The 23,663-nt window shown below is 71.8% G+C and carries 23 protein-coding genes; 19 read left to right on the forward strand and 4 right to left on the reverse strand.

Annotated features, from left to right (window positions below; all coding sequences use genetic code 11):
• Positions 1-2: 2 nt before the first annotated feature.
• A complete protein-coding gene (rpsT, locus tag QOL16_RS07095; protein WP_065959574.1) occupies positions 3-263 on the reverse strand; it encodes a 30S ribosomal protein S20 in 261 nt (86 codons plus the stop codon).
• Between the two features lie 224 nt (positions 264-487).
• On the opposite strand from rpsT, the gene QOL16_RS07100 reads away from it, so the two are divergent.
• Both QOL16_RS07100 and lepA read left to right on the forward strand, forming a co-directional pair.
• The gene (locus QOL16_RS07100; protein ID WP_071284907.1) at positions 488-1,654 is read left to right on the forward strand and encodes a pyridoxal phosphate-dependent aminotransferase; all 1,167 of its coding nucleotides are present in this window, start codon (positions 488-490) and stop codon (positions 1,652-1,654) included.
• Positions 1,655-1,809: 155 nt separating this feature from the next.
• A complete protein-coding gene (lepA, locus tag QOL16_RS07105) occupies positions 1,810-3,657 on the forward strand; it encodes a translation elongation factor 4 (RefSeq protein ID WP_065959570.1) in 1,848 nt (615 codons plus the stop codon).
• 108 nt (positions 3,658-3,765) lie between these two features.
• Here the strand turns inward: lepA and QOL16_RS07110 are convergent, their stop codons facing one another.
• Positions 3,766-3,999: a hypothetical protein gene (locus QOL16_RS07110; protein ID WP_139266446.1), complete on the reverse strand. Its 234-nt coding sequence runs from the start codon at positions 3,997-3,999 to the stop codon at positions 3,766-3,768.
• A 187-nt stretch (positions 4,000-4,186) separates the two neighbouring features.
• On the opposite strand from QOL16_RS07110, the gene QOL16_RS07115 reads away from it, so the two are divergent.
• Positions 4,187-4,834 carry a DUF1990 family protein gene (locus QOL16_RS07115; protein WP_071284905.1) on the forward strand — a complete coding sequence of 216 codons (648 nt, stop codon included), beginning with the start codon at positions 4,187-4,189 and terminating at the stop codon, positions 4,832-4,834.
• A 127-nt stretch (positions 4,835-4,961) separates the two neighbouring features.
• Here QOL16_RS07115 and QOL16_RS07120 read toward each other — a convergent pair whose 3' ends face one another.
• A complete protein-coding gene (locus QOL16_RS07120) occupies positions 4,962-5,654 on the reverse strand; it encodes an HAD family hydrolase (RefSeq protein WP_083395069.1) in 693 nt (230 codons plus the stop codon).
• 29 nt (positions 5,655-5,683) lie between these two features.
• Between QOL16_RS07120 and hemW the strand changes: the two genes are divergently transcribed.
• A complete protein-coding gene (gene hemW, locus QOL16_RS07125; RefSeq protein WP_071284924.1) occupies positions 5,684-6,919 on the forward strand; it encodes a radical SAM family heme chaperone HemW in 1,236 nt (411 codons plus the stop codon).
• A gap of 98 nt (positions 6,920-7,017) precedes the next feature.
• Here the strand turns inward: hemW and QOL16_RS07130 are convergent, their stop codons facing one another.
• Positions 7,018-7,425 (reverse strand): DUF4870 domain-containing protein, encoded by a 408-nt coding sequence (locus QOL16_RS07130; protein WP_065959566.1) that lies wholly within the window; start codon positions 7,423-7,425, stop codon positions 7,018-7,020.
• Between the two features lie 108 nt (positions 7,426-7,533).
• Between QOL16_RS07130 and hrcA the strand changes: the two genes are divergently transcribed.
• The 15 genes from hrcA to QOL16_RS07205 all read left to right on the forward strand — a co-directional run bounded on the left by hrcA (position 7,534) and on the right by QOL16_RS07205 (position 23,648).
• Complete coding sequence (gene hrcA / locus QOL16_RS07135; RefSeq protein ID WP_065959565.1) at positions 7,534-8,553, forward strand: heat-inducible transcriptional repressor HrcA; 1,020 nt, start codon at positions 7,534-7,536, stop codon at positions 8,551-8,553.
• A gap of 155 nt (positions 8,554-8,708) precedes the next feature.
• On the forward strand, positions 8,709-9,821 hold the full coding sequence (gene dnaJ / locus QOL16_RS07140; protein WP_065959562.1) for a molecular chaperone DnaJ: 1,113 nt from the start codon (positions 8,709-8,711) through the stop codon (positions 9,819-9,821).
• Complete coding sequence (locus tag QOL16_RS07145; RefSeq protein WP_071284904.1) at positions 9,821-10,591, forward strand: 16S rRNA (uracil(1498)-N(3))-methyltransferase; 771 nt, start codon at positions 9,821-9,823, stop codon at positions 10,589-10,591. The genes dnaJ and QOL16_RS07145 overlap by 1 nt, the downstream gene beginning before the upstream one ends.
• A gap of 48 nt (positions 10,592-10,639) precedes the next feature.
• Positions 10,640-10,990, forward strand: coding sequence for an HIT domain-containing protein (locus QOL16_RS07150; RefSeq protein ID WP_065959558.1), 351 nt, complete (start codon positions 10,640-10,642; stop codon positions 10,988-10,990).
• Between the two features lie 67 nt (positions 10,991-11,057).
• Positions 11,058-12,011, forward strand: coding sequence for a PhoH family protein (locus QOL16_RS07155; protein ID WP_254780291.1), 954 nt, complete (start codon positions 11,058-11,060; stop codon positions 12,009-12,011).
• A complete protein-coding gene (gene ybeY / locus QOL16_RS07160) occupies positions 12,008-12,469 on the forward strand; it encodes an rRNA maturation RNase YbeY (protein WP_065959553.1) in 462 nt (153 codons plus the stop codon). Before QOL16_RS07155 ends, ybeY begins: the two co-directional genes overlap by 4 nt.
• Before the next feature lie 4 nt (positions 12,470-12,473).
• Positions 12,474-13,793, forward strand: a complete 1,320-nt coding sequence (locus QOL16_RS07165) for a hemolysin family protein (RefSeq protein ID WP_071247354.1) — start codon at positions 12,474-12,476, stop codon at positions 13,791-13,793.
• Positions 13,790-14,722, forward strand: a complete 933-nt coding sequence (era, locus tag QOL16_RS07170) for a GTPase Era (protein ID WP_065959549.1) — start codon at positions 13,790-13,792, stop codon at positions 14,720-14,722. The genes QOL16_RS07165 and era overlap by 4 nt, the downstream gene beginning before the upstream one ends.
• 134 nt (positions 14,723-14,856) lie before the next feature.
• On the forward strand, positions 14,857-16,095 hold the full coding sequence (locus QOL16_RS07175) for a sensor histidine kinase (RefSeq protein WP_254780287.1): 1,239 nt from the start codon (positions 14,857-14,859) through the stop codon (positions 16,093-16,095).
• Positions 16,092-16,778 carry a response regulator transcription factor gene (locus QOL16_RS07180; RefSeq protein ID WP_065959545.1) on the forward strand — a complete coding sequence of 229 codons (687 nt, stop codon included), beginning with the start codon at positions 16,092-16,094 and terminating at the stop codon, positions 16,776-16,778. The genes QOL16_RS07175 and QOL16_RS07180 overlap by 4 nt, the downstream gene beginning before the upstream one ends.
• A gap of 234 nt (positions 16,779-17,012) precedes the next feature.
• Complete coding sequence (locus QOL16_RS07185; protein ID WP_065959543.1) at positions 17,013-17,765, forward strand: ABC transporter ATP-binding protein; 753 nt, start codon at positions 17,013-17,015, stop codon at positions 17,763-17,765.
• On the forward strand, positions 17,762-19,162 hold the full coding sequence (locus QOL16_RS07190) for an ABC transporter permease (protein WP_065959542.1): 1,401 nt from the start codon (positions 17,762-17,764) through the stop codon (positions 19,160-19,162). Before QOL16_RS07185 ends, QOL16_RS07190 begins: the two co-directional genes overlap by 4 nt.
• Before the next feature lie 278 nt (positions 19,163-19,440).
• On the forward strand, positions 19,441-21,216 hold the full coding sequence (gene leuA, locus QOL16_RS07195; RefSeq protein WP_071284902.1) for a 2-isopropylmalate synthase: 1,776 nt from the start codon (positions 19,441-19,443) through the stop codon (positions 21,214-21,216).
• An 804-nt stretch (positions 21,217-22,020) separates the two neighbouring features.
• A complete protein-coding gene (recO, locus tag QOL16_RS07200) occupies positions 22,021-22,854 on the forward strand; it encodes a DNA repair protein RecO (RefSeq protein WP_065959537.1) in 834 nt (277 codons plus the stop codon).
• Positions 22,851-23,648 carry an isoprenyl transferase gene (locus QOL16_RS07205; protein ID WP_065959536.1) on the forward strand — a complete coding sequence of 266 codons (798 nt, stop codon included), beginning with the start codon at positions 22,851-22,853 and terminating at the stop codon, positions 23,646-23,648. The genes recO and QOL16_RS07205 overlap by 4 nt, the downstream gene beginning before the upstream one ends.
• The last annotated feature ends 15 nt before the right edge of the window (positions 23,649-23,663 follow it).

The following is a 23,663-nucleotide window of genomic DNA, read 5'->3' on the forward strand; positions in this document are numbered from 1 at the left end:
GATCAGAGCGAAGCGACCTTCTTGGCGATGGCCGACTTGCGGTTCGCAGCCTGGTTCTTGTGGATGACGCCCTTGCTCACGGCCTTGTCGAGCTTCTTGCCCGCGAGGGCGAGTGCTGCGACGGCCTTGTCCTTGTCACCGGCGGCGACGGCCTCGTTCGTGTGACGGATGACCGTCTTGAGCTCCGAACGGTAGGCCTTGTTGCGCTCCTGGGCCTTGAGGTTGGTCTTGATGCGCTTGATCTGCGACTTGATGTTCGCCATGCGTGTTGCTCCTTCGTCGTCTCTACGGGTGGTCGCGACCGCTGGGTAGAGGGGCCCTTGGTCGCATCGCGTTCCACCCGTGGGCGGGGAACGCGGAAGCCAGCAAGCAACACTACCAGCACGACGAGCCGCGACAAAGCACCGCGGGTCGGTGCCCGACGAGCCGCGCCGGGGCCCGGGGTCGCGGAAACCGGGCCGCAACACGCAGCCGCTACCGTGACGGGATGCCCTCCCTCGCGCCCCGGATCGACTCCGTCCCCGCCTCCGGCATCCGCCGCGTGTACGAGCAGGCCGCGCTCCTCCAGGCCGACGGCACGGACGTCGCGATGCTCGTGATCGGCGAGCCCGACGTCCCGGTCGCGGCGCACATCGGCGAGGCAGCCCGTCGGGCGTGGTCGGAGGACCGCACGGACTACACGCCGAACGGCGGCATCGCACCGCTGCGCGAGGCCGTCCGGCAGAAGCTCCTGCGCGAGAACCGCATCGAGGTCGACCTCGAGCAGGTCTGGATGACGATCGGTGCCAGCCAGGCGCTGTTCCAGGCGATGACGCTCGTGCTCAGCCCGGGCGACGAGGTGCTCGTCCCGGACCCCGGCTACACGACGTTCACGATGAACGCGCACATCCTCGGCGCGACACCGGTGCCGTACCGGCTCGAGCCGCAGCACGGGTTCGAGCCGGACCTCGAGGCGCTCGAGGCGAGCATCACCGAGCGCACCCGGGCCCTCGTGGTGAACTCGCCGTCGAACCCCCTCGGCTCGGTCTTCAGCGAGGACACGCTCCGCGGGTTGCTGGCCCTGGCGAAGCGACACGACCTCTGGGTGATCAGCGACGAGGTCTACGAGTACTTCACCTACGGCACCCGGCACGTCAGCCTGGCCGCCCTCGACGAGGACGACCGCGTCTTCACGGCGTTCTCGCTCAGCAAGACGTACGCCATGACGGGCGTCCGTGTCGGGTACCTCGTGACCCCGAAGGGCCTCGGCGCGACCATGCGGACCGTGCAGGAGTCGATGATCAGCTGCGTCGCCGAGCCCGACCAGTGGGCAGCGCTCGCGGCGATCGTCGGGGACCACCAGGCCGTGCAGGACGCCCGAGAGCACTACCGCGCCAACCTGGTCGTGGCGAAGGAGGTCCTCGACGACGCCGGCATCCGGTACCTCGACCCGCGCGGCGCCTTCTACCTGTGGGTCGACGTCTCCCACGCCGCCGAGGGCGACGTCGCCGCCTGGGCGCTCGCCCTGCTGCACCGCGAGCACGTCGCCGTCGCGCCCGGGAGCGCGTTCGGTCGGTCGGGCGAGGGCTGGATCCGCGTCTGCCTCGCGGCGACCGCCGACGACCTCCGCCGTGGCCTGGGCGCGCTGCCCGCCCCCGCCCCGGTGACCGTCTGACGGACGGGAGGCCCGTGGCGGCGCCGCCACGTGCCTCCCGTCCGTCCTCCACAGCGACCGATGCGCCGGCCGGTCTCCACAGGGACGGCAGCGCTGCGCGCTGTCCGCGCGCAGGCGTGGGACAATCGTTCGACCGCCCCGACCCCTGAGGAACCGTGAGCCCACAAGCATCCGCGCCGCTCGAGCCCGCCGCGACCCCGGCCGAGGCGATCCGCAACTTCTGCATCATCGCGCACATCGACCACGGCAAGTCCACGCTGGCCGACCGCATGCTGCAGATCACCGGCATCGTCGAGGACCGGGCGATGCGCGCGCAGTACCTCGACCGCATGGACATCGAGCGCGAGCGCGGCATCACGATCAAGTCGCAGGCGGTCCGCATGCCGTGGGAGCTCGACGGCGAGACCTTCGCGCTGAACATGATCGACACCCCGGGGCACGTCGACTTCTCGTACGAGGTCTCCCGCTCCCTCGCCGCGTGCGAGGGAGCGATCCTGCTCGTCGACGCCGCCCAGGGGATCGAGGCGCAGACGCTCGCGAACCTGTACCTGGCGCTCGAGAACGACCTCGAGATCATCCCGGTCCTCAACAAGATCGACCTGCCGGCGGCCGACCCGGACAAGTACGCGGCCGAGCTCGCGCAGCTCATCGGCGGCAAGCCCGAGGACGTCCTCCGCGTCTCGGGCAAGACCGGCGTCGGCGTCCCGGAGCTCCTCGACCGCGTGGTCCGCACCGTGCCGCAGCCCGTCGGCAACGTCGACGCGGCGCCGCGCGCGATGATCTTCGACTCGGTCTACGACAGCTACCGCGGCGTCGTGACCTACGTGCGGATGGTGGACGGCACGATCCACCCGCGCGAGAAGGTCCAGATGATGTCGACGAAGTCGACGCACGAGATCCTCGAGATCGGTGTCTCCTCGCCGGAGCCGACCCCGACCAAGGGGCTCAGCGTCGGCGAGGTCGGCTACCTGATCACCGGCGTGAAGGACGTCCGCCAGTCGAAGGTCGGCGACACCGTCACGACGGCGCAGAAGCCCGCGACCGAAGCGCTCGCCGGCTACACCGACCCGAAGCCGATGGTCTTCTCGGGCCTGTACCCGATCGACGGCTCCGACTACCCGGACCTGCGCGAAGCCCTCGACAAGCTCAAGCTGTCGGACGCGGCCCTCGTGTACGAGCCGGAGACCTCGGTCGCGCTCGGCTTCGGGTTCCGCTGTGGCTTCCTCGGCCTGCTGCACCTCGAGATAATCACCGAGCGCCTGTCCCGCGAGTTCGGGCTCGACCTCATCACCACCGCCCCGAGCGTGATCTACGAGGTCACGAACGAGGACAACACGGTGGTCGAGGTCACGAACCCGTCCGAGTTCCCGGGCGGCCGCATCCTCGAGGTCCGCGAGCCGATGGTCCGCGCGGCCATCCTCGCCCCGAAGGACTACGTCGGCGCGATCATGGAGCTGTGCCAGTCGCGCCGCGGCTCCCTGCTCGGCATGGAGTACCTGGGCGAGGACCGCGTCGAGATCCGCTACGAGATCCCCCTCGGCGAGATCGTGTTCGACTTCTTCGACCAGCTGAAGAGCAAGACGCAGGGCTACGCGTCGCTCGACTACGAACCGACCGGCGACCAGGCGGCCGACCTCGTCAAGGTCGACATCCTGCTGCAGGGCGAACAGGTCGACGCGTTCAGCGCGATCGTGCACCGCGACAAGGCCTACGCGTACGGCACCCTGATGACCGAGCGGCTGCGCAAGCTCATCCCGCGCCAGCAGTTCGAGGTGCCGATCCAGGCTGCCATCGGCGCACGCATCATCGCCCGCGAGAGCATCCGCGCGATGCGCAAGGACGTCCTCGCGAAGTGCTACGGCGGTGACATCACCCGCAAGCGCAAGCTCCTCGAGAAGCAGAAGGAAGGCAAGAAGCGCATGAAGATGGTGGGCCGCGTCGAGGTCCCGCAGGAAGCCTTCATCGCTGCGCTCTCCGGGGACGTCGAAGAGAAGAAGAAGTAGGGCGGTCCGGCCGCTGGGTCGGGACCGGGTACCCCTGGTCCCGACGGGTCAGGACCGGGTGCCCCTGGTCCCGACGGGCCAGGACCAGGTACCCCTGGTCCCGACGGGTCAGGACCGGGTCCGCCCGGTCCTGACGACGGCGACCACCAGGGCCGGGAGCGCCGCGACCGCCAGGCCGCCGAGCGTGGTGCGCAGCAGGACGAATCCCGTCGCGGTGCCGAAGTCCGTCGTCCCGGCGAGCATCGCACCGACGAGTGCGGCTCCGAGCCCGAGCGCCACGGCGGCGGCGCCGAGCACCCACGGGGTCGCGGGCAGCACCGCGTGCCGGACGACACCGAGCACGCGCACACGGTAGCGACCCTGCGGACGCGTGTCGTGCCTCCAGTCCGGGGCCCGCGGCCGAGCGCAACCGGCTGCGCCGAGCGCGGCGACCGACATGGGCACCGGGCCCAGCGACGCGACCGGCCGCGCGAACGCGGTCACCGACCAGCGGACCGGCCCCGCCGACGAGCCCGGGTAGGCTTGCCGCATGAGTTCCCGCGGCAGCTACCGGACCTCCCTGACGTACGGCGCCGTCGGCGCGACGCAGGCGGCGGACCTCATGACCTACCCGCCCGAGGGGTTCACCCCGGCGGAGTCCCGCGGCCGGATCGGGCACGGCGACCAGCGCTTCGAGACCGCGGTCACGCAGGCCCTGACGTGGCAGATCCAGGAGCGCAGCGGCATCCGCGTCCGCGTCGAGGACCAGCCCGACGACGACGAGGTCCGCTACAACCCGGTGACGTTCGACGAGCACGGGGTGCCGGTCGCGCCGGCCTCGATCGGCACGCCCCGGGTCGAGAAGTTCGCCGCCGACGGCACGCCGCTTATGACGGCGGGCACCACCGCGACGCTCGAGATGCACGCGTTCGGCCAGACGGTGCACGCGCCGGTGCGGGTCGTGTCGATCATCGACGAGCCCGACCGGAAGGGCTTCGCCTACGGCACCCTCGAGGGGCACCCGCTCTCGGGCGAGGAGTCGTTCGTCGTCGAGCGCACCCCGGACGGCTCGGTGTGGCTGCAGATCCGGCAGTTCTCGCAGCCCTCCAGCCGGAGGTGGCAGTTCGTGGCACCGCTCGTCCGTCGGCAGCAGCGGACGATGGCGGCGAAGTACCTCGTCGCACTCCGCGGCGACTGACGACGCGGCGACTGACGACGCGGCGACTGACGACGCGGCGACCGACGACGCGGCGACCGACGACGCGGCGACCGACGACCGACGACCGACGACCGACGACGCGGCGACCGATGACGCGGCGACCGTGTCAGCGCAGCGGCGGCAGCGCCGCGATCGCCTCCTCGAGCAGGTCGGCGTCCTGCACGCAGTCCCGGGCCACCGCCACGGCGTCCGTGCGCCGGAGGGCATCGACGTCGTAGACGCCCGTCGCCACCGCGACGAACGGGATGCCGACGGCGTCGGCTGCCTCGCCGTCACGCGGGGTGTCGCCGACGATCGCCGCCCGCGTCCCGCTGAGCGCGGCGGCCGCGACCGCGGTGACCCCGGTGCGCTCGACCTCGGTGTCGCCGAAGTACGAGTGCTCCCAGTCGAACGCGCCGAGGTCGAACCCGGCGCCCTGGAGCTTGACCCGGGCGCGGTGCTCGGAGTTGCCCGTCAGCAGGCCGTTGCGCCACCCGAGCTCGGCGAACCGGGCGACCAGCGCGATCGCGCCGGGGGCGGGGGAACGGCGTTCGCCCCGTCCGTACCGCTCGTCGGTGAGGTCGCGCAGGTGGCCGCTGACGGTCGGGATGAGCGCGTCGTCGAGGTCGTGGGCCCGGACGTGCTCGGCGATGAGCCCGGCGTCGGTCCGACCGTGCTGGTGCCCGACGCGCAGGGCGAGGTCCCTCCCGACCGCGCGTTCGAGGGCCAGGTGGTACAGGTTGCCCGGCGACGCGGCGTTCAGGACGAGGGTGCCGTCGATGTCCCACAGCACCGTGGTGGGGACGGTGTGGTGCTCCATGTCCTCCATCATGGCCGAGAATGGAGCCCATGCCGAGTGCTCTCCCGATCGCCGACCCCGCCCCGGCGGACGGGCTGCTCACCCCCGGCGCCGGTGCCGGGGACGTCCCCTTCGGTGTGTACGTGCACGTCCCGTTCTGCCGGGTGCGCTGCGGGTACTGCGACTTCAACACGTACACGGCGTCCGAGCTGCGCGGGGTGCGGCGTGACGACTACGCCGGCCACGCCGTGCGCGAGGTCCGGTGGGCGGCCGAGGTGCTCGACCGGTCCGGCGTCCCGCGGCGCCCGGTGTCGACGGTGTTCTTCGGTGGCGGGACCCCGACGATGCTGCCCGCGTCCGACCTCGCGATGATCCTGCGCGCGATCGACGACACCTGGGGGATCCTGCCCGGCGCCGAGGTCACGACCGAGGCGAACCCGGACTCGGTGGACGCCGACGCGATCGCGACCCTGCAGCGCGCGGGCTTCACGCGCATGAGCTACGGCATGCAGTCGGCGGTGCCGCAGGTGCTCGCGACCCTCGACCGGACGCACGACCCCGAGCGCGTGCCGGTCGTCGTCGACCTGGCGAAGCAGCAGGGGCTCGACGTGAGCCTCGACCTCATCTACTCGACGCCCGGCGAGTCCCTCGACGACTGGCGCACGTCGCTCGACGCCGCGCTCGCCTGCGAGCCGGACCACGTGTCCGCCTACTCGCTCATCGTCGAGGACGGCACGGCGATGGGTCGCGCGGTGTCGCGGGGCGAGCTCCCGGCGCCCGACGACGACCTCGCGGCCGACATGTACGAGCTCGCCGACCGGGTCCTCGCGGATGCCGGGTACGGCTGGTACGAGGTCTCGAACTGGGCCCGGCTCGACGCGGACGGCGGGACGGACCGGCACGCGAGCCAGCACAACCTGTCCTACTGGAAGGGGCACGACTGGTGGGGCATCGGCCCGGGTGCGCACTCGGCCGTGGCCGGCACCCGCTGGTGGAACGTGAAGCACCCGGCGGCGTACGCCGCCCGAGTGCTGCAGGGGGAGTCGCCGGCCGCCGGTCGCGAGACACTCGCCGACGACACCCGGTACGTCGAGCGGGTCCTGCTCGCCGCGCGGGTGCGCGGCGAACTGACGACGGCAGAGCTCGGCCGGGAGGCCCGTGGCCGCGTCGCCGGCCTCATCGCGCGTGGTCTCGTGGACGGCTCGGCCGCGGTGCGGGGACGGCTCGAGTTGACCCTGCAGGGTCGCCTGCTCGCCGACGCCGTCGTGCGGGAACTGCTCGACTGAGCGCACGTCGGCACGTCGGCACGTCGGTCCGGCACCGCGGCGGGACGGCCGCGGGCCGGGGCGGCCGCTCGTCGCGGCCGTCCCGGCCCGCGCCGCGACTACTGCTTGATGAACTCGATCGAGAGCGGGTACTTGTACATCTCGCCGCGGTTCGCCGCGACGGCCGCCAGGATCGCGAAGACGATCGTGACGATGCCGGCGGCGGCGATGAGCAGGAAGCCCACGAGCACGATCGACAGGATCGACCCGGCGACGTAGACGATCGCCATCGTGATGTGGAAGTTCAGCGCGACGCGGGTGTGCTCGCGGACGAACGCGCCACGGTCGCGCAGCACGAGGTACGCGACGAGCGGCACGACGAACGAGAAGAAGACGCCGCCGATGTGCGTGAGGGTCGCCCAAAGGCGCTGGTCCTCCGGCGACATCTGCTGCGGCGGGGTGTACCCGCCGGGGTACTGCGGTCCTCCGGGGGACTGGGGGCCGCCGGGCTGCTGTCCGTAGCTCATGGCCAGAGCGTAGCGGGAGGGACGCTCCCGGTCCCGGTCCGTCGGCGGTCGGGCGTAGGATCAGCAGTCGAGACGTCCGAGTGCCAGCATCGAACGGAAGGGGTCCGGATGGTCAGCGAACGCTCCCTCGAGGTCCTCAAGGCGATCGTGCGGGACTACGTCGCGTCGCGCGAACCCGTCGGCTCGAAGTCGATCGTGGACCGCCACGCGTTCGGGGTCAGTGCCGCCACGATCCGCAACGACATGGCCCTGCTCGAGGACGAGCAGCTCATCGCGGCCCCGCACACCTCGTCCGGTCGGGTGCCGACCGACAAGGGGTACCGGGTCTTCGTCGACCACCTCGCCGCGGCCCGACCGTTGTCCTCGGCCCAGCGCCACGCGATCGAGACCTTCCTCGGCACCCCGAACGACCTCGACGAGGTCCTCGGGCGGACCGTCCGCCTGCTCAGCCAGCTCACGAACCAGGTCGCCCTCGTCCAGTACCCGTCGATGGTCCGCGCACGCGTGCAGCACGTCGAGCTGGTCCGACTGGGCGACACCCGGCTCATGGTCGTGCTCATCACGGACACCGCGCGGGTCGAGCAGCGCGTCGTCGAGACCGACGTCCCGCTCGACGAAGCCGCGCTCGGCGAGCTCCGCTCCGTCCTGAACGGTGCCTCCGTCGGCCTGCTCCTGCAGGACGTGGCCCGCGCGCTGCGCGAGGTGCCGCAGCAGCTCCGGCCGGACGTCCAGGCGCTCGGCGGCGTCGTCGTCGCGACGCTCATCGAGCAGGTCGCGGCGAACCGGCAGGACCGCCTCGTGATGGCCGGCGCGGCCAACCTCGCCAAGAGCGAACGGGACTTCTCCGGTGGCCTGTTCCCCGTGCTCGAGGCGATCGAGGAACAGGTGACCCTGCTGCGGTTGTTCGGCGAGATGCAGGTGGACGACGTCGCCGTCGCCGCGAGCATCGGCGTCGAGAACGCCGAGTACGGGCTCGACGCGACGAGCGTCGTCGCCGGCGGGTACCTCGCCGGGGGCGAGGTCGCGCGCCTCGGCGTGCTCGGCCCGACCCGGATGGACTACGGCACGAACATGGCCGCCGTGCGCGCCGTCGCACGGTACCTGTCCAAGCTGCTGGGCGAACATTGAGCCCCGCCGCGCCCCACCCGGGCGCGGTGCCCCGCTGACGGGCACCGCGCCTCCAGACCGACCACCGGCGCGGCGCCAGCCGCACCGAGCCGGTGCCGCCGTCCCGGCGGCGCCCACCAGACCGAACCGACCGACTCCGACCGACTGAGGGATACGTGGCAGACCACTACGACGTCCTCGGCGTCCAGCAGGACGCCTCCGATGCCGACATCAAGAAGGCCTACCGCCGCCTGGCGCGTGAGCTCCACCCGGACGTGAACCCGAGTCCCGACGCGGCCGAGCGCTTCAAGGACGTCACGCACGCGTACGACGTGCTGAGCGACCCCGAGCAGCGCCGGCGCTACGACGCCGGCCCTCAGGCCGACAGCCCGTTCGGCGGGGGAGCCGGCGGGTTCAGCGACATCTTCGACGCCTTCTTCGGTGGCGGCGGTGGTGGCGGACGCGGCAACGGCCCGCGCAGTCGTGCCGAGCGCGGCCAGGACGCCCTGCTCCGCATCGAGGTCGACCTCGACGAGGTCGTCTTCGGCACCCACAAGGACGTCGAGGTCGACACCGCCGTGCTCTGCGAGACCTGCAACGGGTCGTGCTGCGCCCCGGGCACGAGCCCGCGCACGTGCGACATCTGCGGCGGCTCCGGGCACATCCAGCGCCAGGTCCGCTCGCTGCTCGGCAACGTCGTCACGAGCGCACCCTGCGGTACGTGCCGCGGGTACGGCACCGTCATCCCGAGCCCCTGCCCGACGTGTCAGGGCCAGGGACGCGTCCGTGCCCGCCGCACCATCCCCGTCGACGTGCCCGCCGGGGTCGAGACCGGGCTGCGCCTGCAGATGCCGGGCCAGGGCGAGGTCGGGCAGGCCGGCGGTCCCGCCGGTGACCTGTACCTCGAGGTCAAGGTCCGGCACCACGACGTGTTCAGCCGCGACGGCGACGACCTGCTCGCGACGCTCGAGGTCCAGATGACCGACGCGATCCTCGGCACGACGACGACCATCGACGGCCTCGACGGCCCGGTCGAGCTCGAGCTGCGCCCCGGCGTGCAGAGCGCCGACGTGCTCGTCGTGAAGGACCGCGGCGTCACCAAGCTCCGGGGCAACGGCCGCGGTGACCTGCGCGTCGGCGTGCAGGTCGTGACCCCGACCAAGCTGTCGCACAAGGAACGCCAGCTCGTCGAGCAGCTCGCGAAGTCGCGCAAGGCCGGCGGCCCGCAGCTCGCGCGGTTCCAGCAGGGCATGTTCGGCAAGCTGCGCGACCGCTTCCTGCACTTCTGATGGCCTCGCTCTACACGGTCGACGCGGGGACGCTCGACGACGTCGCGGTCGGTGCCGAGGTGCTGCTCGACGGCGCCGAGGGTCGGCACGCGGCGACCGTCGCGCGGGTCCGGGTGGGGGAGACCCTGCGGATCGCGGACGGTGCCGGCACCGTCGTGACGGGCGCGGTGTCGGCGGTCGGCCGTGACACCGTGACCGTCGTCGTCGCGTCCCGGACCGAGGAACCCGCTCCGCGTCCGGCGCTCGTGCTCGTGCAGGCGCTGGCGAAGGGTGGCCGCGACGAGATGGCGGTGCAGGCGGCCACCGAGATCGGCGTCGACCGCATCGTGCCCTGGTCGGCCGCGCGCAGCGTCTCCCGGTGGGAGGGCACGAAGGTCGAGAAGGGCCGGGCACGGTGGGCCGCCATCGCACACGAGGCGGCGAAGCAGGCCGTGCGTGCACGTGTCCCCGCCGTCGACGCGCCCGTGACGACCGCGCAGCTGGCCGGACTCGTCGCCGCCGGGGCACCGGCCGGGGGCGACGGCACCCGGACCGTGGTGCTCGTGCTCGATCCCGTCGGCGCCGAGCGACTGTCCGCCTGGGCGCCGCCGGCGGACGTCGACGAGATCGTCCTGGTCGTCGGACCCGAGGGCGGCATCGACGGGTCGGAGTTCGACCGGCTCGAGGGCGCGGGCGCGGTCCGCGTGCGGCTCGGGGACACCGTGCTGCGGACCTCCACGGCCGGTCCGGCCGCGCTCGCCGTCCTGCAGACGCGCCTCGGACGCTGGTGAGCCCCTCGGGGAAGGCCCGGCGTCGGTCGCGGGTTCTACGATGGTGACATGAGCAGCACCCCGAGCGTCTTCTCGAAGATCATCGCGCGCGAGATCCCGGCGACCGTCGTCGCCGAGGACGACCGCGTGATCGCCATCGAGGACATCGCGCCGCAGGCCCCGGTGCACGTGCTCGTGATCCCGAAGACCGAGTACCGCGACGTCGCCGCCCTGGCAGCGGCCGACCCGGACCTCCTCGCCCACGTCGTCGCCACCGCGCAGCGCATCGCGGACGAGCGGGCCGACGGCCAGTTCCGACTCGTCTTCAACACCGGCGAAGCCGCCGGCCAGACCGTGTTCCACGTGCACGCGCACGTCCTCGCAGGTGAACTGCACGAAGGGAATCTCCTTGCCGGTTGACGCGACCGCCCACCCCGAGCCCGACCCCACGGACGTCACCGACGACATCCACGTGGACGGGATCGCCATGGTCCAGCTCCTCGGACCGCAGGACCGCCTGCTGAAGACCGTCGAGCGGCAGTACCCGGCGGTCCGTGTGCTCGTCCGGGGCAACGAGGTCACGCTGTCCGGGCCCGAGCGGGACGTCGCCCGGGCGCACGCGCTCGTCGACGAACTCGTCGGGATGGTCCGGCGTGGGCAGGACATCGGCCAGGCCGACATCCCGACCTCGGCTCGGATCCTGGACGAGGACCGCAAACCGTCCGACACGTTCGGCACGCCGATCGTCGCGAGCCGCGGCAAGTCGGTGCGGCCGAAGACGGACGGCCAGCGCGCCTACGTCGACGCGATCGACCAGCACACCATCACGTTCGGCATCGGCCCGGCCGGTACCGGCAAGACCTACCTCGCGATGGCCAAGGCCGTGCAGGCGCTCCAGCGGCGCGAGGTGAACCGCATCATCCTGACGCGTCCCGCGGTCGAGGCCGGCGAGCGTCTCGGCTTCCTGCCGGGCACGCTGACCGACAAGATCGACCCGTACCTGCGCCCGCTCTACGACGCGCTGAACGAGATGATGGACCCGGAGCTCGTCCCGAAGCTCCTCGCCGCCGGCACCGTCGAGGTCGCGCCGCTGGCGTACATGCGTGGTCGGACGCTGAACGACTCGTTCGTCATCCTCGACGAGGCGCAGAACACCACGCCCGAGCAGATGAAGATGTTCCTGACCCGCCTCGGCTTCGGCTCGAAGATGGTCGTCACGGGCGACATCACGCAGGTCGACCTGCCCGGCAACCTGTCCGGACTCCGACTCGTGACCCGGATCCTCGGCGACGTCGACGACATCCACTTCGCCCGGCTCGGCAGCGAGGACGTGGTCCGCCACACGCTCGTCGGCCGGATCGTCGACGCGTACACGGTCTACGACGAAGAGCGGCTCGCCGAACAGGCCGGCCACCAGAACGCCAGAGGAGGCACCCGGTGAGCATCGAGCTCAACAACGAGTCCGGTGTCGAGGTCGACGAGGCAGCCATCCAGCGCCTCGCCGCCTTCGCACTCGACGCGCTGCACGTCCACGCGGACGCGGAGCTCGCGATCGTCCTGGTCGACGAGGGCGCCATGGAGCAGCTGCACGTGCGGTGGATGGACGAACCCGGTCCGACCGACGTGCTGAGCTTCCCGATGGACGAGCTCCGCCCGGGCACCGAGGACGACCCGACGCCGGCCGGTCTGCTCGGCGACATCGTGGTCTGCCCGCAGGTCGCCGCCGAGCAGGCGAAGACCGCCGGGCACACGACCACGGACGAGATGCTCCTGCTCACGTGCCACGGCATCCTGCACCTGCTCGGGTTCGACCACGCCGAGCCCGACGAGAAGGCCGAGATGTTCGGACTGCAGGGCGAGATCCTGTCCGGCTTCGCGGCCCAGCGTCGCGGGCGGTGACCTGATGGTGCTCGTCGTCGCCCTGCTCGTGGTGGCGTTCGTGCTCGTCGTGGTCGGGGGGCTCCTCGCCGCGTCCGACGCGGCGCTGTCCGTGCTGTCGCGCGCGGACCTCGACGAGATCGCGCGTGACAGCAAGCACCGTCGCGCGATCGAGGCCGTCGCCGACGACGTGGGCGCGCACGTCAACGCACTCAACTTCGTCCGGGTCCTGGCCGAGACCGCCGCCGCGGTGCTCGTCACGATCGCGCTCGTCACCGTGTTCGACACCTGGTGGGTCGCCCTCGTCGTCTCCGCGGCGATCATGACCGCCGTGTCGTTCGTGCTCGTCGGCTCGAGCCCGCGGAGCGTCGGTCGGGCGCACGCCGAACGGCTCATCGGCACCACCGGCGGGTTCGTCCGGGCGGTCCGCATCGTGCTCGGCCCGCTCGCCGGGCTCCTGGTCGCGATCGGCGACCGGGTGACGCCGGGCCGTGGCGACAGCGCCTCGACGGTCTCGAGCGAGGAGCAGCTGCTCTCGCTCGTCGACGAGGCCACCGAGAGCAACGTCCTCGAACAGGACGACCGCGAGCTCATCCACTCGGTGTTCGAGTTCAGCGACACCCTGGTGCGCGAGGTCATGGTGCCCCGTACCGACATGCTCACCGTGGACGGCGACGACACGCTCGCCGCGGGCATGGAGCAGTTCCTGGTCGCGGGGGTCTCCCGCATGCCCGTCACGGGCAAGGACAGCGACGACGTGCTCGGCGTGCTCTACCTGCGCGACGTGTCCCGTGCCCTCTACGAGCGTCCGGGTGCCGGTCAGGAGCCGGTGACCGGTCTCCTGCGGCCGGCCGAGTTCGTGCCCGACTCGAAGCACGCCGACGACACGTTGCGCCACATGCAGGTCGCCAAGAACCACCTGGTGCTCGTGGTCGACGAGTACGGCGGCGTCGCGGGCCTGGTCACGATGGAGGACCTCATCGAGGAGCTCGTCGGGGACATCTCGGACGAGTACGACCGCGCCGTGGTCGACCGCACCGAGCTCACCCCCGGCACCTGGCGGGTCTCGGCCCGACTCCCGATCGACGAACTCGGCGACCTGTTCGGCGTCGAGCTCGACGACGACGACGTCGACACCGCCGGTGGACTGCTCACCAAGGAACTCGGTCGGCTCCCGGTGCGCGGCGAACAGGTCACCGTGTCCGGCATCGTGCTGACCGCCGACCGGGTCGAGGGCAAACGGCGACACCTGCTCACGGTCCTCGCCGAACGCACCGCCGCACTGCACGACGCCGAGGACGCTCTCGACGTCACGACTCCGACCACGACGGGAACGAACGCATGACCGACACCGAACCGAACGCACCCGAGCGGCCGTACCGCGCCGGGTTCGTGTCCTTCGTCGGCCGACCGAACGTGGGCAAGTCCACGCTGACGAACGCCCTGGTCGGCGAGAAGGTCGCCATCACGTCCTCGAAGCCGCAGACGACCCGCCGCGCGATCCGCGGCATCGTGCACCGGCCCGACGGCCAGGTCATCATCGTCGACACCCCGGGTGTGCACCGTCCCCGGACGCTGCTCGGCGAACGGCTGAACGACCTCGTGCAGTCGACCCTCGGCGACGTCGACGTCATCGGGTTCTGCGTCCCCGCGAACGAGCCGATCGGCCCCGGGGACCGCTGGATCAACGAGTCGCTCGACCAGTACCCGCGCGCGAAGAAGGTCGCGATCGTCACGAAGATCGACCGCACCCCGAAGGACCGCGTCGGCGAACAGCTGCTCGCGGTGTCCCGGCTGCGCGAGTGGGACGCCATCGTGCCGACGTCGGGTACCGAGGGCCTGCAGCTCGAGGCCCTGCTCGGCGAGATCACGTCACTGCTGCCGGAGTCGCCCCAGCTGTACGACTCGACCACGGTGACCGAGGAGACCGACGAGGAACGCATCGGCGAGCTGATCCGCGAGGCCGCGCTCGAGGGCGTCCGCGACGAACTCCCGCACTCGCTCGCGGTCGTCATCGAGGACGTCGTCGAACCGGACGAGGACGACGACCCGGACGGACCGCTCCGCATCTTCGCCAACCTGTTCGTCGAGCGCGACAGCCAGAAGGCGATCGTCATCGGTCGTGGCGGCGAGCGGCTGAAGGACGTCGGGTCGCGTGCCCGGACCGAGATCGAGGCGCTGCTCGGCGGCCGCCACGTGTACCTGAACATCCGGGTCAAGGTCGCCAAGGAGTGGCAGCGCGACCCGAAGCAGCTCGGTCGCCTCGGGTTCTGACGGCCCGCGGGTCGACCACCGTCGGCTCGACACCGGAGGGCGCACCGGCCGGCGGTCGTGACGGTGCCGGTCGACCGCGACGGGTCATCCGCGGGATGGACGCGTCGCGACCGTCCGGGACGTACCGTGGGGTGGTGTTCCGCCCCATGCTCCGCGCGCAGATCGCCACCGACGTGGTGGTGGCGGCGGTCATCGGTGCGTTCTTCCTGGTGACCAGGAGCGACGGGTGGCCCGACGCCGTCTCGACCCTGGTCATCGTCGGGCTGAGCAGTGCCCTGGCGCTCCGGCGACTCGCGCCGGGCCTCGCGCTGGCCGTCGCCTGGGCGGTCGCGGTCCTGCAACTCGTGACCTGGCAACCGCCCGACCCGCTCAACGCCCTGATCGGGGGCGTCACGTACACGACGAGCGCCTACGGGAGCCGACGTGTCCGCCTCGCGGGCCTGGTCTCGGCGATCAGCGGTTCGTTCATCGCAGCGGGCTACACCGCGCTCCAGGACCTGCGGACGTTGGAGGACTCGGGTCGCGACGCGCGGCTCCCCGGGCAGGAGCTCCAGCTGGTCCTCGGCGTGTTCGCGGCGGTCCTGCTCGTGCTGCTCCTGCCGTGGCTCGCGGGGCTCGTCCGGCGCGCGCGACAGGCAGCCAGCATGAGCCGCGAGGCGCTCCTCCTCGCCGAGCGCGATGCCGCTCGCGCCGACCGTGCCGTCGCCGTCGAGCAGGAACGCGTCCGCATCGCCCGCGACATGCACGACATCGTGGCCCACTCGCTCGCGGTCGTCATCGCCCAGGCAGACGGTGCCCGGTACGCCCTGAAGGCCGACCCCGCGATCGCCGACCAGGCCCTCAGCACGATCTCGAGCACCGCACGGAGTGCACTGGGCGACGTCCGCGAGCTGCTCGGCGCCCTGCGGCACGAGCAGGGGACCGCGCCGATGCCGGCGATCGACGACCTCGACCAGCTGGTCACGAGCATGCGCGACGTCGGACTCGACGTGCGCGTCGACCGTGAGGGTGACCCGGCCGGGTTGCCCACCACGACCCAGCTCGCGGTGTACCGGATCATCCAGGAGAGCCTGACGAACGCGTGGAAGCACGGCGAGCCGGGCGCGCCCGTGCACGCCGCCCTGACCTACCGTCCGGACACCGTCGAGATCACCGTCGTCAACCGCCGCGCGCAGGACGGCGCGAGCGGCCCGGGCACCGGGCACGGACTCGTCGGCATGCGCGAGCGCGCCGTGATGACCGGCGGCTCGATGACCGCCGGCCCCCGTGGCGACGACTTCACCGTGGCCGTCCGGATGCCGACGGTCCCCGCGAGCGGCCAGGTGCCGCGCGGACGCATCACCCCGACCGAGCAGGAGCACACCCGCCGATGACCTCCACCCCGCCGACCGCCCGCATCCGGGTCGCACTCGTCGACGACCAGGCGTTGTTCCGCACCGGGATCCGCATGCTCATCGACTCGCAGCCCGACCTGCAGTTCGTCGGCGAGGCCGGTGACGGCGCGGAGGGTGTCGAACTCGTCCGGCGCTCCCGCGCGGACGTCGTGCTCATGGACGTGCGCATGCCGGTCATGGACGGCATCACCGCGACCGCGCAGATCGTCGAACAGGGCGGCGCCGACGCGACCAAGGTGCTCGTGCTCACCACCTTCGACTTCGACGAGGCGGCCGCGAAGGCGATCCGGGCCGGCGCGAGTGGCTTCGTGCTCAAGGACGCGGACCCGGAGTTCCTCCTCGCGGCCGTCCGGACCGTGCACGCCGGTACCGCGGTGTTCGCCGCGTCGGCGACCCGGGAGCTCCTGCGACGGTACGAGGACCCCACCGCCCACGCGGTCCCGGTCCCGGCTGCCTTCGCGGAGCTGACGCCGCGCGAGCGGGAGATCTTCGACCTCGCGGCACGGGGGTTCAGCAACAGCGAGATCGCCCAGCACGAGTACGTGAGCGAGGCGACGGTCAAGACGCACATCTCGCGGGTGCTCACGAAGCTCGACCTGCGGGACCGCGTCCGGCTCGTCGTGTTCGCCCACGAGCACGGTCTGGTGCCGAAGGCCGACTGACCGGGCGACGGGCCGGACGGACGGCGGGCCGACGGTCCGAGGTGTCCCCGCGCAGATCGGCTGCCGGCTGCCGGCTGCCCGGCTGCCCGGCTGCCCGGCTGCCCGGCTGCCCGGCTGACGGACGGTCGGTCCTCCGATCGGATGACTCCTGCACACCAGACCGAGCCGAGCGGACCATCCACAGGAGCCGTCGGGCCGACGCGGGACGGGCCTCCCGGTCGCGATCCTGGGTGCATGACCACGACGCAGAAACCGATCATCAGACTGGACCACGTCTCGAAGCACTACGGGGACACGTCCCGGCGCGTGACGGCGCTCGACGACGTCAGCGTGGACATCGGGGCCGGTGAGTTCACGGCGGTCATGGGGCCGTCCGGTTCGGGCAAGTCGACCCTCATGCACGTCGCCGCGGGCCTCGACGCGGTGTCGTCGGGACGCATCCAGATCGACGGTGTCGAGATCACCGGGCTCGCCGACCGCGAGCTCACCGAACTCCGGCGTCGACGACTCGGTTTCGTGTTCCAGTCCTTCAACCTCGTGCCGACGCTCGACGTCGGCGAGAACATCCGGCTCCCGTTCCTGCTCGGCGGCGGGGCTCCCAGTGCCGACGAACGCGCCTGGATCGACCGGCTCGTCGACAGGCTGGGACTGAGCGACCGGCTGACGCACCGCCCCCACCAGCTCTCCGGCGGACAGCAGCAGCGCGTGGCGATCGCGCGCGCGCTCGCCTCGCGTCCCGCGGTGGTCGTCGCCGACGAACCGACGGGCGCACTCGACTCGCGCACCGGTCGCGACGTGCTCGCGATCCTGCGTGGAGCGGTGCAGGAGTGGGGGCAGAGCGTCGTCATGGTGACGCACGACCCGACCGCTGCGGCCAACGCCGACCGGATCCTCTTCCTGGCCGACGGCCGGATCGTCGACGACCGTCCTGCGATGACGGCCACCGAGATCTCCGCCACGATGCTCGGGATGGAGGCCGCAGCGTGAGCGGGCTCCGCTCCTTCGCGCCGACGATCCTCGTCGCCGCCCTCGGCACGACCTTCGGGTCGGCGCTCGTGATCGCCCCGGGCATCGTCACCGAGGCGCTCGCCACGACCGGGTTCGGCGACCTCGGGGCGATCCGCGCGATCCTGTCCGTCCTCGGGTGGCTGTTCCTCGCGATCGCGCTGTACGTCGGCGCCGTCGTCACGGCCAACACCTGCGCCACGATCATCGCCGGGCAGACCCGGATCCTGGCGCTGCAACGGCTCATCGGTGCGACCGGCGCGTCGCTCCGGGCACGGATCACCCGGACCGGGTTGCTCGTCGGTGTCGTCGGCGCGGCGATCGGTGTCGTCGTGGGGACCGGCCTCTCCGCGCTCTTCGTCGTCGCCCTGCGGGGGAACGGCTTCCTGCCGGACACGACGTACACGCTCGTCCCGGTCGAGCTCGTCCTGCCGGCGGTCGCCGTCGTGCTCGCGACCTGGGGCGCCTTCGCTGCCGGCTCCCGCCGGGTGCTCCGCGTGACCCCGCTGCAGGCGCTGTCGGAGGACGTCGAACCCACCCATGAGGACGTCCGCTCCGGCAAGGCCCGCACCGTGTGGGCGATCGTGCTGGTCGCCGCCGGGGTCCTGCTCATGCTGGTCGGCTTGGCGTTCAGCCCGGTGTCGCCGTCCGCCGTCCTCCCGGCGGCGCTCGGTGGGTTCGTGTCCTTCGCCGGCATCAGCGTCGGCGCTGCCGTCGTGATGCCGCCCGTCCTGCAGCTCATCGGTCGGATCGGGTCGTCGGACCCGGTCGTGCTCCTCGCCGGACGGAACGCGATGCGTGCGCCCGCACGGTCGTCGCGCGCCACGATCGGCCTCGTCATCGGCGTCACGCTGCTGGTGACGTTCGCCGTCGCGTTCGGGATCATGGAGCAGGTGCTGACCCAGCAGCTCGTCGCGATGGACGACGGATCGATGACGCCCGCGATGCTCGACGCGCAGCGGGGCTTCTTCGCCCAGGTGAACGCCGTGGTCGACGTGGTCGTCGGGTTCTCCGCGGTGATCGCAGCCGTCGGTGTCGTGAACGCCCTGGCGTTGAGCGTGATGCAGCGGCGACGAGAGCTCGGACTGCTGCGGGTGCTCGGTCTGACGGGTGCCCAGGTCCGCCGGATGATCGTGACCGAGGCCGTGCAGATGGTCACGGCTGCGGTGGTCACGGGCCTCGTGCTCGGCACCTGCTACGGATGGGTCGGCGGGCAGACGATGCTCGGGTCGATCGGTCGCGTCGTCACCCCGGTCCTGCCGCTCGGTACCGTCGGGGCGGTCGTCCTCGGTGCACTGGTCCTCGCGGTCGTCGCGACCGTGGCGCCGGTGCGGCGTGCCGTCCGCGTGTCGCCGACGCAGGCGCTCGCCGTCGACTGACCCGCGCCGTCGCGCCGGACGCCGCTCGCGGACCGCCGCCGGTCCCGACGGACACCGGAGGGCTGGGCGGGCGGCGTCCGCCGCTCACCGTCACGCACTTGCACCGTGCTGGTGTACCAGTGCTACGGTGGCAGCGATGTACTCGGCGCTCCTCCTCCTTCGCTGCCGCGACGAGGCCTGACACTCGGCCCACCTCGTCGCGGAGTCCGTCGTGGCCACCCACCAGCACCGACCAGGTGCAGCGCCCACCGTGGCGTGACGACGAAAGCGACCAGACGATGCAGAACACGCAGCGCCCCTCCGGGATGCCGATCCACAAGTACGTCCCGTTCCACGATCAGATCCGTGTCGACCTGCCCGACCGCACCTGGCCGACGAAGCGCATCGACCGGGCACCTCGGTGGTGCGCGGTCGACCTGCGCGACGGCAACCAGGCCCTGATCGACCCGATGGACGCCGAGCGCAAGCGGGCGATGTTCGACCTGCTCGTCCGCATGGGCTACAAGGAGATCGAGGTCGGGTTCCCGAGTGCCTCGCAGACCGACTTCGACTTCGTCCGCAGCCTGATCGACGACGGCGCCATCCCGGACGACGTGACGATCCAGGTCCTGACCCAGGCGCGTGAGCACCTCATCGACCGCACGTACGAGGCGATCGACGGCGCGAAGCAGGCCATCGTGCACCTGTACAACTCGACCTCGGTCGTGCAGCGCGAGGTCGTCTTCCGCACCGACGTCCAGGGTGTGGTGGACATCGCGGTGGCCGGGGCGCACATGTGCAAGGCGGCCGAGGCGCGGTTGCAGCACGACACCACGATCTACTACGAGTACTCGCCGGAGTCCTACACGGGCACCGAACTCGAGGTCGCCGTGCAGATCTGCAACGCCGTGCTCGAGGTGTTCGAGCCGACCCCGGAGCGCAAGGTCATCATCAACCTGCCCGCCACGGTCGAGATGGCGACGCCGAACGTCTACGCCGACTCGATCGAGTGGATGTCCCGGAACCTGGCGCACCGCGAGGACGTCATCCTCTCGCTGCACCCGCACAACGACCGTGGCACCGCGGTGGCCGCAGCGGAGCTCGGCTACATGGCCGGTGCCGACCGCATCGAGGGCTGCCTGTTCGGCAACGGGGAGCGGACCGGCAACGTCGACCTCGTCGCCCTCGGCATGAACCTGTTCACCCAGGGCATCGACCCCGAGGTCGACTTCAGCGACATCGACCAGGTCAAGCGCACGGTCGAGTACTGCAACCAGCTGCCCGTCCCCGAGCGCCAGCCCTGGGCCGGCGACCTGGTCTACACGGCGTTCAGCGGCTCGCACCAGGACGCCATCAAGAAGGGCTTCGACGCGATGCAGGCGAAGGCCGCGGCTGCCGGCACGACCGTCGACGAGATCGCCTGGGCGGTCCCGTACCTGCCGGTCGACCCGAAGGACATCGGGCGGTCGTACGAGGCCGTCATCCGCGTCAACTCGCAGTCCGGCAAGGGTGGCGTCGCGTACCTGCTCAAGACCGACCACGCGATCGACCTGCCCCGCAAGCTGCAGATCGAGTTCTCGGGCGTCGTGCAGCAGCGCACCGACACCGAGGGTGGCGAGTTCTCGTCCGAGCGCATCTGGGACCTGTTCCGCGACGAGTACCTGCCCGCCGACGACGAGTCGGACAAGTGGGGTCGCTACGAGATCACGAAGACCGCCACGTCGAGCGACTTCGACGGCACGACGAAGCTCTCGGTCGCGATGCGCGTCGACGAGGGCTCCGTGACGTCGGACGCCGTCGGCACCGGTCCGGTCGACGCGTTCCTGACGGTGATGCGCGGCCAGGGCGTCGACGTGACCCTCTACGACTACTCGGAGCACACGATGAGCGCCTCGGGCGACGCGAAGGCCGCGGCCTACGTCGAGCTCGACGTCGACGGCACGCGGCTCTGGGGTGTCGGGATCGACGCCGACATCGCGACGGCGTCGCTCAAGGCGATCGTGTCCGCGGTGAACCGCGCGGTGCGCGCGGGGGCGGCGACCGGCTCGCCCACTCCGGAGCTCGTCTCCGCCTAGTCGCGGTCGCGACCACCGGACGGGAGGCGCGGTGCGGGTCCGTCCCGCACCGCGCCTCCCGTCTGTCCCGCTTCCCCGCCGAGTTCGGTGGCGGCTCGGCACCGGCCCGGATCGCGGTCGAGCGGGCGAGATGTGGCACGTTCGGTGCCTTCCGGCGACGCGTTCCGCACGTTGGGTGGGCCGCGTACGGCGTGTCCTGCCCGCCCGGCCCGCCGCCGGGCGCCGGGCACGGATCGGCGTCGAGCGGCCGAGATGTGGCACGTTCGGTGCCTTCCGGCGACGTGTTCCGCTCGTGGGGTGGGACGCGTACGGCGTGTCCTGCCCGCTCGGGCCGGCCGACGGCGCGGGGAGCGGACCGACGGCGCCGGGCGCGGATCGGTGTCGAGTGGGCGAGATGTGTCACGTTCGGTGTCTTCCGGCGACGTGTTCCGCACGTTGGGTGGGCCGCGTACGGCGAGTCCTGCCCGCTCGGGCCGGCGGACGGCGCGGGGAGCGGACCGACGGCGCCGGGCGCGGATCGGCGTCGAGCGGGCGAGATGTGGCACGTTCGGTGCCTTCCGGCGACGTGTTCCGCTCGTTGGGTGGGACGCGCACGGCGTGTCCTGCCCGCTCGGCTCGGACCGTCGGCGCGGATCCCAGCACTGGCACTGGCACTGGCACTGGCACTGGCACTGGCACTGGCGCCGGCGCCGGCACCGGCACCGCCCACCGGCACCGGCACCGCCCATCGGCACCGGCACCGGCACCGGCACTGACGACCCTGCGGCAGTCGGCGGTGTCGGCGGCCCGGGGGATACTGGTGCGATGCCGCTGTACCGGGACGAGTGCGTCGTGCTGCGCACCCACAAGCTCGGCGAGGCCGACCGCATCGTGACGATGCTGTCCCGCCAGCACGGCAAGATCCGTGCCGTGGCGAAGGGCGTCCGCCGGACCGCCTCGAAGTTCGGCTCCCGCCTCGAACCCTTCATGGTCGTCGACGCGCAGTTCTACGAGGGACGGTCGCTCGACATCGTCACGCAGGCGGAGTCGCTCGGGTCGTACGGCGCGCAGATCGTCGCGGACTACGGCGCGTACACGGCCGCGAGCGCCATGGTCGAGACCGCCGACCGGTTGAGCGAGGCGGACGCCGGGCTGCAGCAGTACCTCCTGCTCGTCGGTGCGCTGCGCTCGCTGTCCCGTCGGGAGCACGTGACGAGCGCCACCCTCGACTCCTACCTGCTCCGCGCGATGAGCATCGCGGGCTGGGCACCGTCCTTCGGGGACTGCGCGGTCACGGGCGAGCCCGGTCCGCACACGGCGTTCGTCGTACAGCTCGGCGGGGTCGTCGCCGACCGTGCGGCACCGCCCGGGACCCCGCGGCTCGACACCGACACGCTCGGCCTGCTCGGCGCCCTGCTCGCGGGGGACTGGGCGACGGTGGACGCCTCGGACGAGCGGACGCGCTCCCGTGCCTCCGGCGTGGTGGCGGCGTACGCCCAGTGGCACCTGGAACGATCGCTGCGGTCGTTGCCGCACGTCGACCGGACGGAGCACCCCGCGCCGCTCGCCCCGACGCCCGGAGGTGTCCCGGCAGCGGTGGCCGCGACCCCGGCGCCCGCCGTGCCCCTCCAGTCCGATCCCGAAGGAGCCCCTGCATGAGCCCTCGCCGGTCCGCCGAGCCCGTGGTGATGAAGCCCGTCGACTGGACGGGGGAGCAGCCGCCCGCGATCCCGGCACAGTTCGTGCCCGAGCACGTCGCGATCGTGATGGACGGTAACGGCCGGTGGGCGAACCAGCGCGGACTCACACGCGTCGAGGGGCACAAGGCGGGCGAGGCGTCGCTGCTCGACGTCGTCGCCGGGGCGATCCAGATCGGTGTCAAGCACGTGTCGGCCTACGCCTTCTCGACCGAGAACTGGAAGCGCTCACCCGAGGAGGTCCGCTTCCTGATGGGCTTCAACCGCGACGTGATCCACCGTCGCCGCGACCAGCTGCACGCGTGGGGCGTCCGCGTGCGGTGGGCCGGCCGACGGCCCCGGCTGTGGCGGTCGGTCATCGACGAACTGCAGACCGCCGAGCGGTTGACCGCCGACAACGACGTGTGCACCCTGACGATGTGCGTCAACTACGGCGGTCGGAACGAGATCGTCGACGCGGTCCGGGGCATGGCCGAGGACGTCGCCGCCGGTCGGCTGAAGCCGAACCAGGTGACCGAGAAGACCCTGGCGAAGCGGCTCTACGTGCCCGAGCTGCCCGACGTGGACCTGTTCCTCCGGAGCTCGGGGGAGCAGCGGACGTCGAACTTCATGCTGTGGCAGTCGGCGTACGCCGAGATGGTGTTCCTCGACCGGCTCTGGCCGGACTTCCGGCGCACCGACCTGTGGGGAGCGATCGAGGAGTACGCGAGCCGCGACCGGCGCTACGGCGGCGCGGTGGACACCCCGACCGCCTGACCGTCCGGGGACCCG

Origin of the sequence: Curtobacterium sp. MCBA15_004 (assembly GCF_001865055.2) — a bacterium.
Lineage (GTDB): Bacteria > Actinomycetota > Actinomycetes > Actinomycetales > Microbacteriaceae > Curtobacterium.

Excerpts from the sequence above, each read along its gene's own strand:
- rpsT (WP_065959574.1), bottom strand. The coding sequence starts at position 263 with ATGGCGAACATCAAGTCGCAGATCAAGCGCATCAAGACCAACCTCAAG.
- QOL16_RS07100 (WP_071284907.1), top strand. The coding sequence starts at position 488 with ATGCCCTCCCTCGCGCCCCGGATCGACTCCGTCCCCGCCTCCGGCATC.
- QOL16_RS07115 (WP_071284905.1), top strand. The coding sequence starts at position 4,187 with ATGAGTTCCCGCGGCAGCTACCGGACCTCCCTGACGTACGGCGCCGTC.
- QOL16_RS07120 (WP_083395069.1), bottom strand. The coding sequence starts at position 5,654 with ATGGAGCACCACACCGTCCCCACCACGGTGCTGTGGGACATCGACGGC.
- hemW (WP_071284924.1), top strand. The coding sequence starts at position 5,684 with ATGCCGAGTGCTCTCCCGATCGCCGACCCCGCCCCGGCGGACGGGCTG.
- QOL16_RS07130 (WP_065959566.1), bottom strand. The coding sequence starts at position 7,425 with ATGAGCTACGGACAGCAGCCCGGCGGCCCCCAGTCCCCCGGAGGACCG.
- hrcA (WP_065959565.1), top strand. The coding sequence starts at position 7,534 with ATGGTCAGCGAACGCTCCCTCGAGGTCCTCAAGGCGATCGTGCGGGAC.
- QOL16_RS07145 (WP_071284904.1), top strand. The coding sequence starts at position 9,821 with ATGGCCTCGCTCTACACGGTCGACGCGGGGACGCTCGACGACGTCGCG.
- QOL16_RS07150 (WP_065959558.1), top strand. The coding sequence starts at position 10,640 with ATGAGCAGCACCCCGAGCGTCTTCTCGAAGATCATCGCGCGCGAGATC.
- QOL16_RS07155 (WP_254780291.1), top strand. The coding sequence starts at position 11,058 with ATGGTCCAGCTCCTCGGACCGCAGGACCGCCTGCTGAAGACCGTCGAG.
- QOL16_RS07165 (WP_071247354.1), top strand. The coding sequence starts at position 12,474 with ATGGTGCTCGTCGTCGCCCTGCTCGTGGTGGCGTTCGTGCTCGTCGTG.
- era (WP_065959549.1), top strand. The coding sequence starts at position 13,790 with ATGACCGACACCGAACCGAACGCACCCGAGCGGCCGTACCGCGCCGGG.
- QOL16_RS07180 (WP_065959545.1), top strand. The coding sequence starts at position 16,092 with ATGACCTCCACCCCGCCGACCGCCCGCATCCGGGTCGCACTCGTCGAC.
- QOL16_RS07185 (WP_065959543.1), top strand. The coding sequence starts at position 17,013 with ATGACCACGACGCAGAAACCGATCATCAGACTGGACCACGTCTCGAAG.
- leuA (WP_071284902.1), top strand. The coding sequence starts at position 19,441 with ATGCAGAACACGCAGCGCCCCTCCGGGATGCCGATCCACAAGTACGTC.
- recO (WP_065959537.1), top strand. The coding sequence starts at position 22,021 with ATGCCGCTGTACCGGGACGAGTGCGTCGTGCTGCGCACCCACAAGCTC.
- QOL16_RS07205 (WP_065959536.1), top strand. The coding sequence starts at position 22,851 with ATGAGCCCTCGCCGGTCCGCCGAGCCCGTGGTGATGAAGCCCGTCGAC.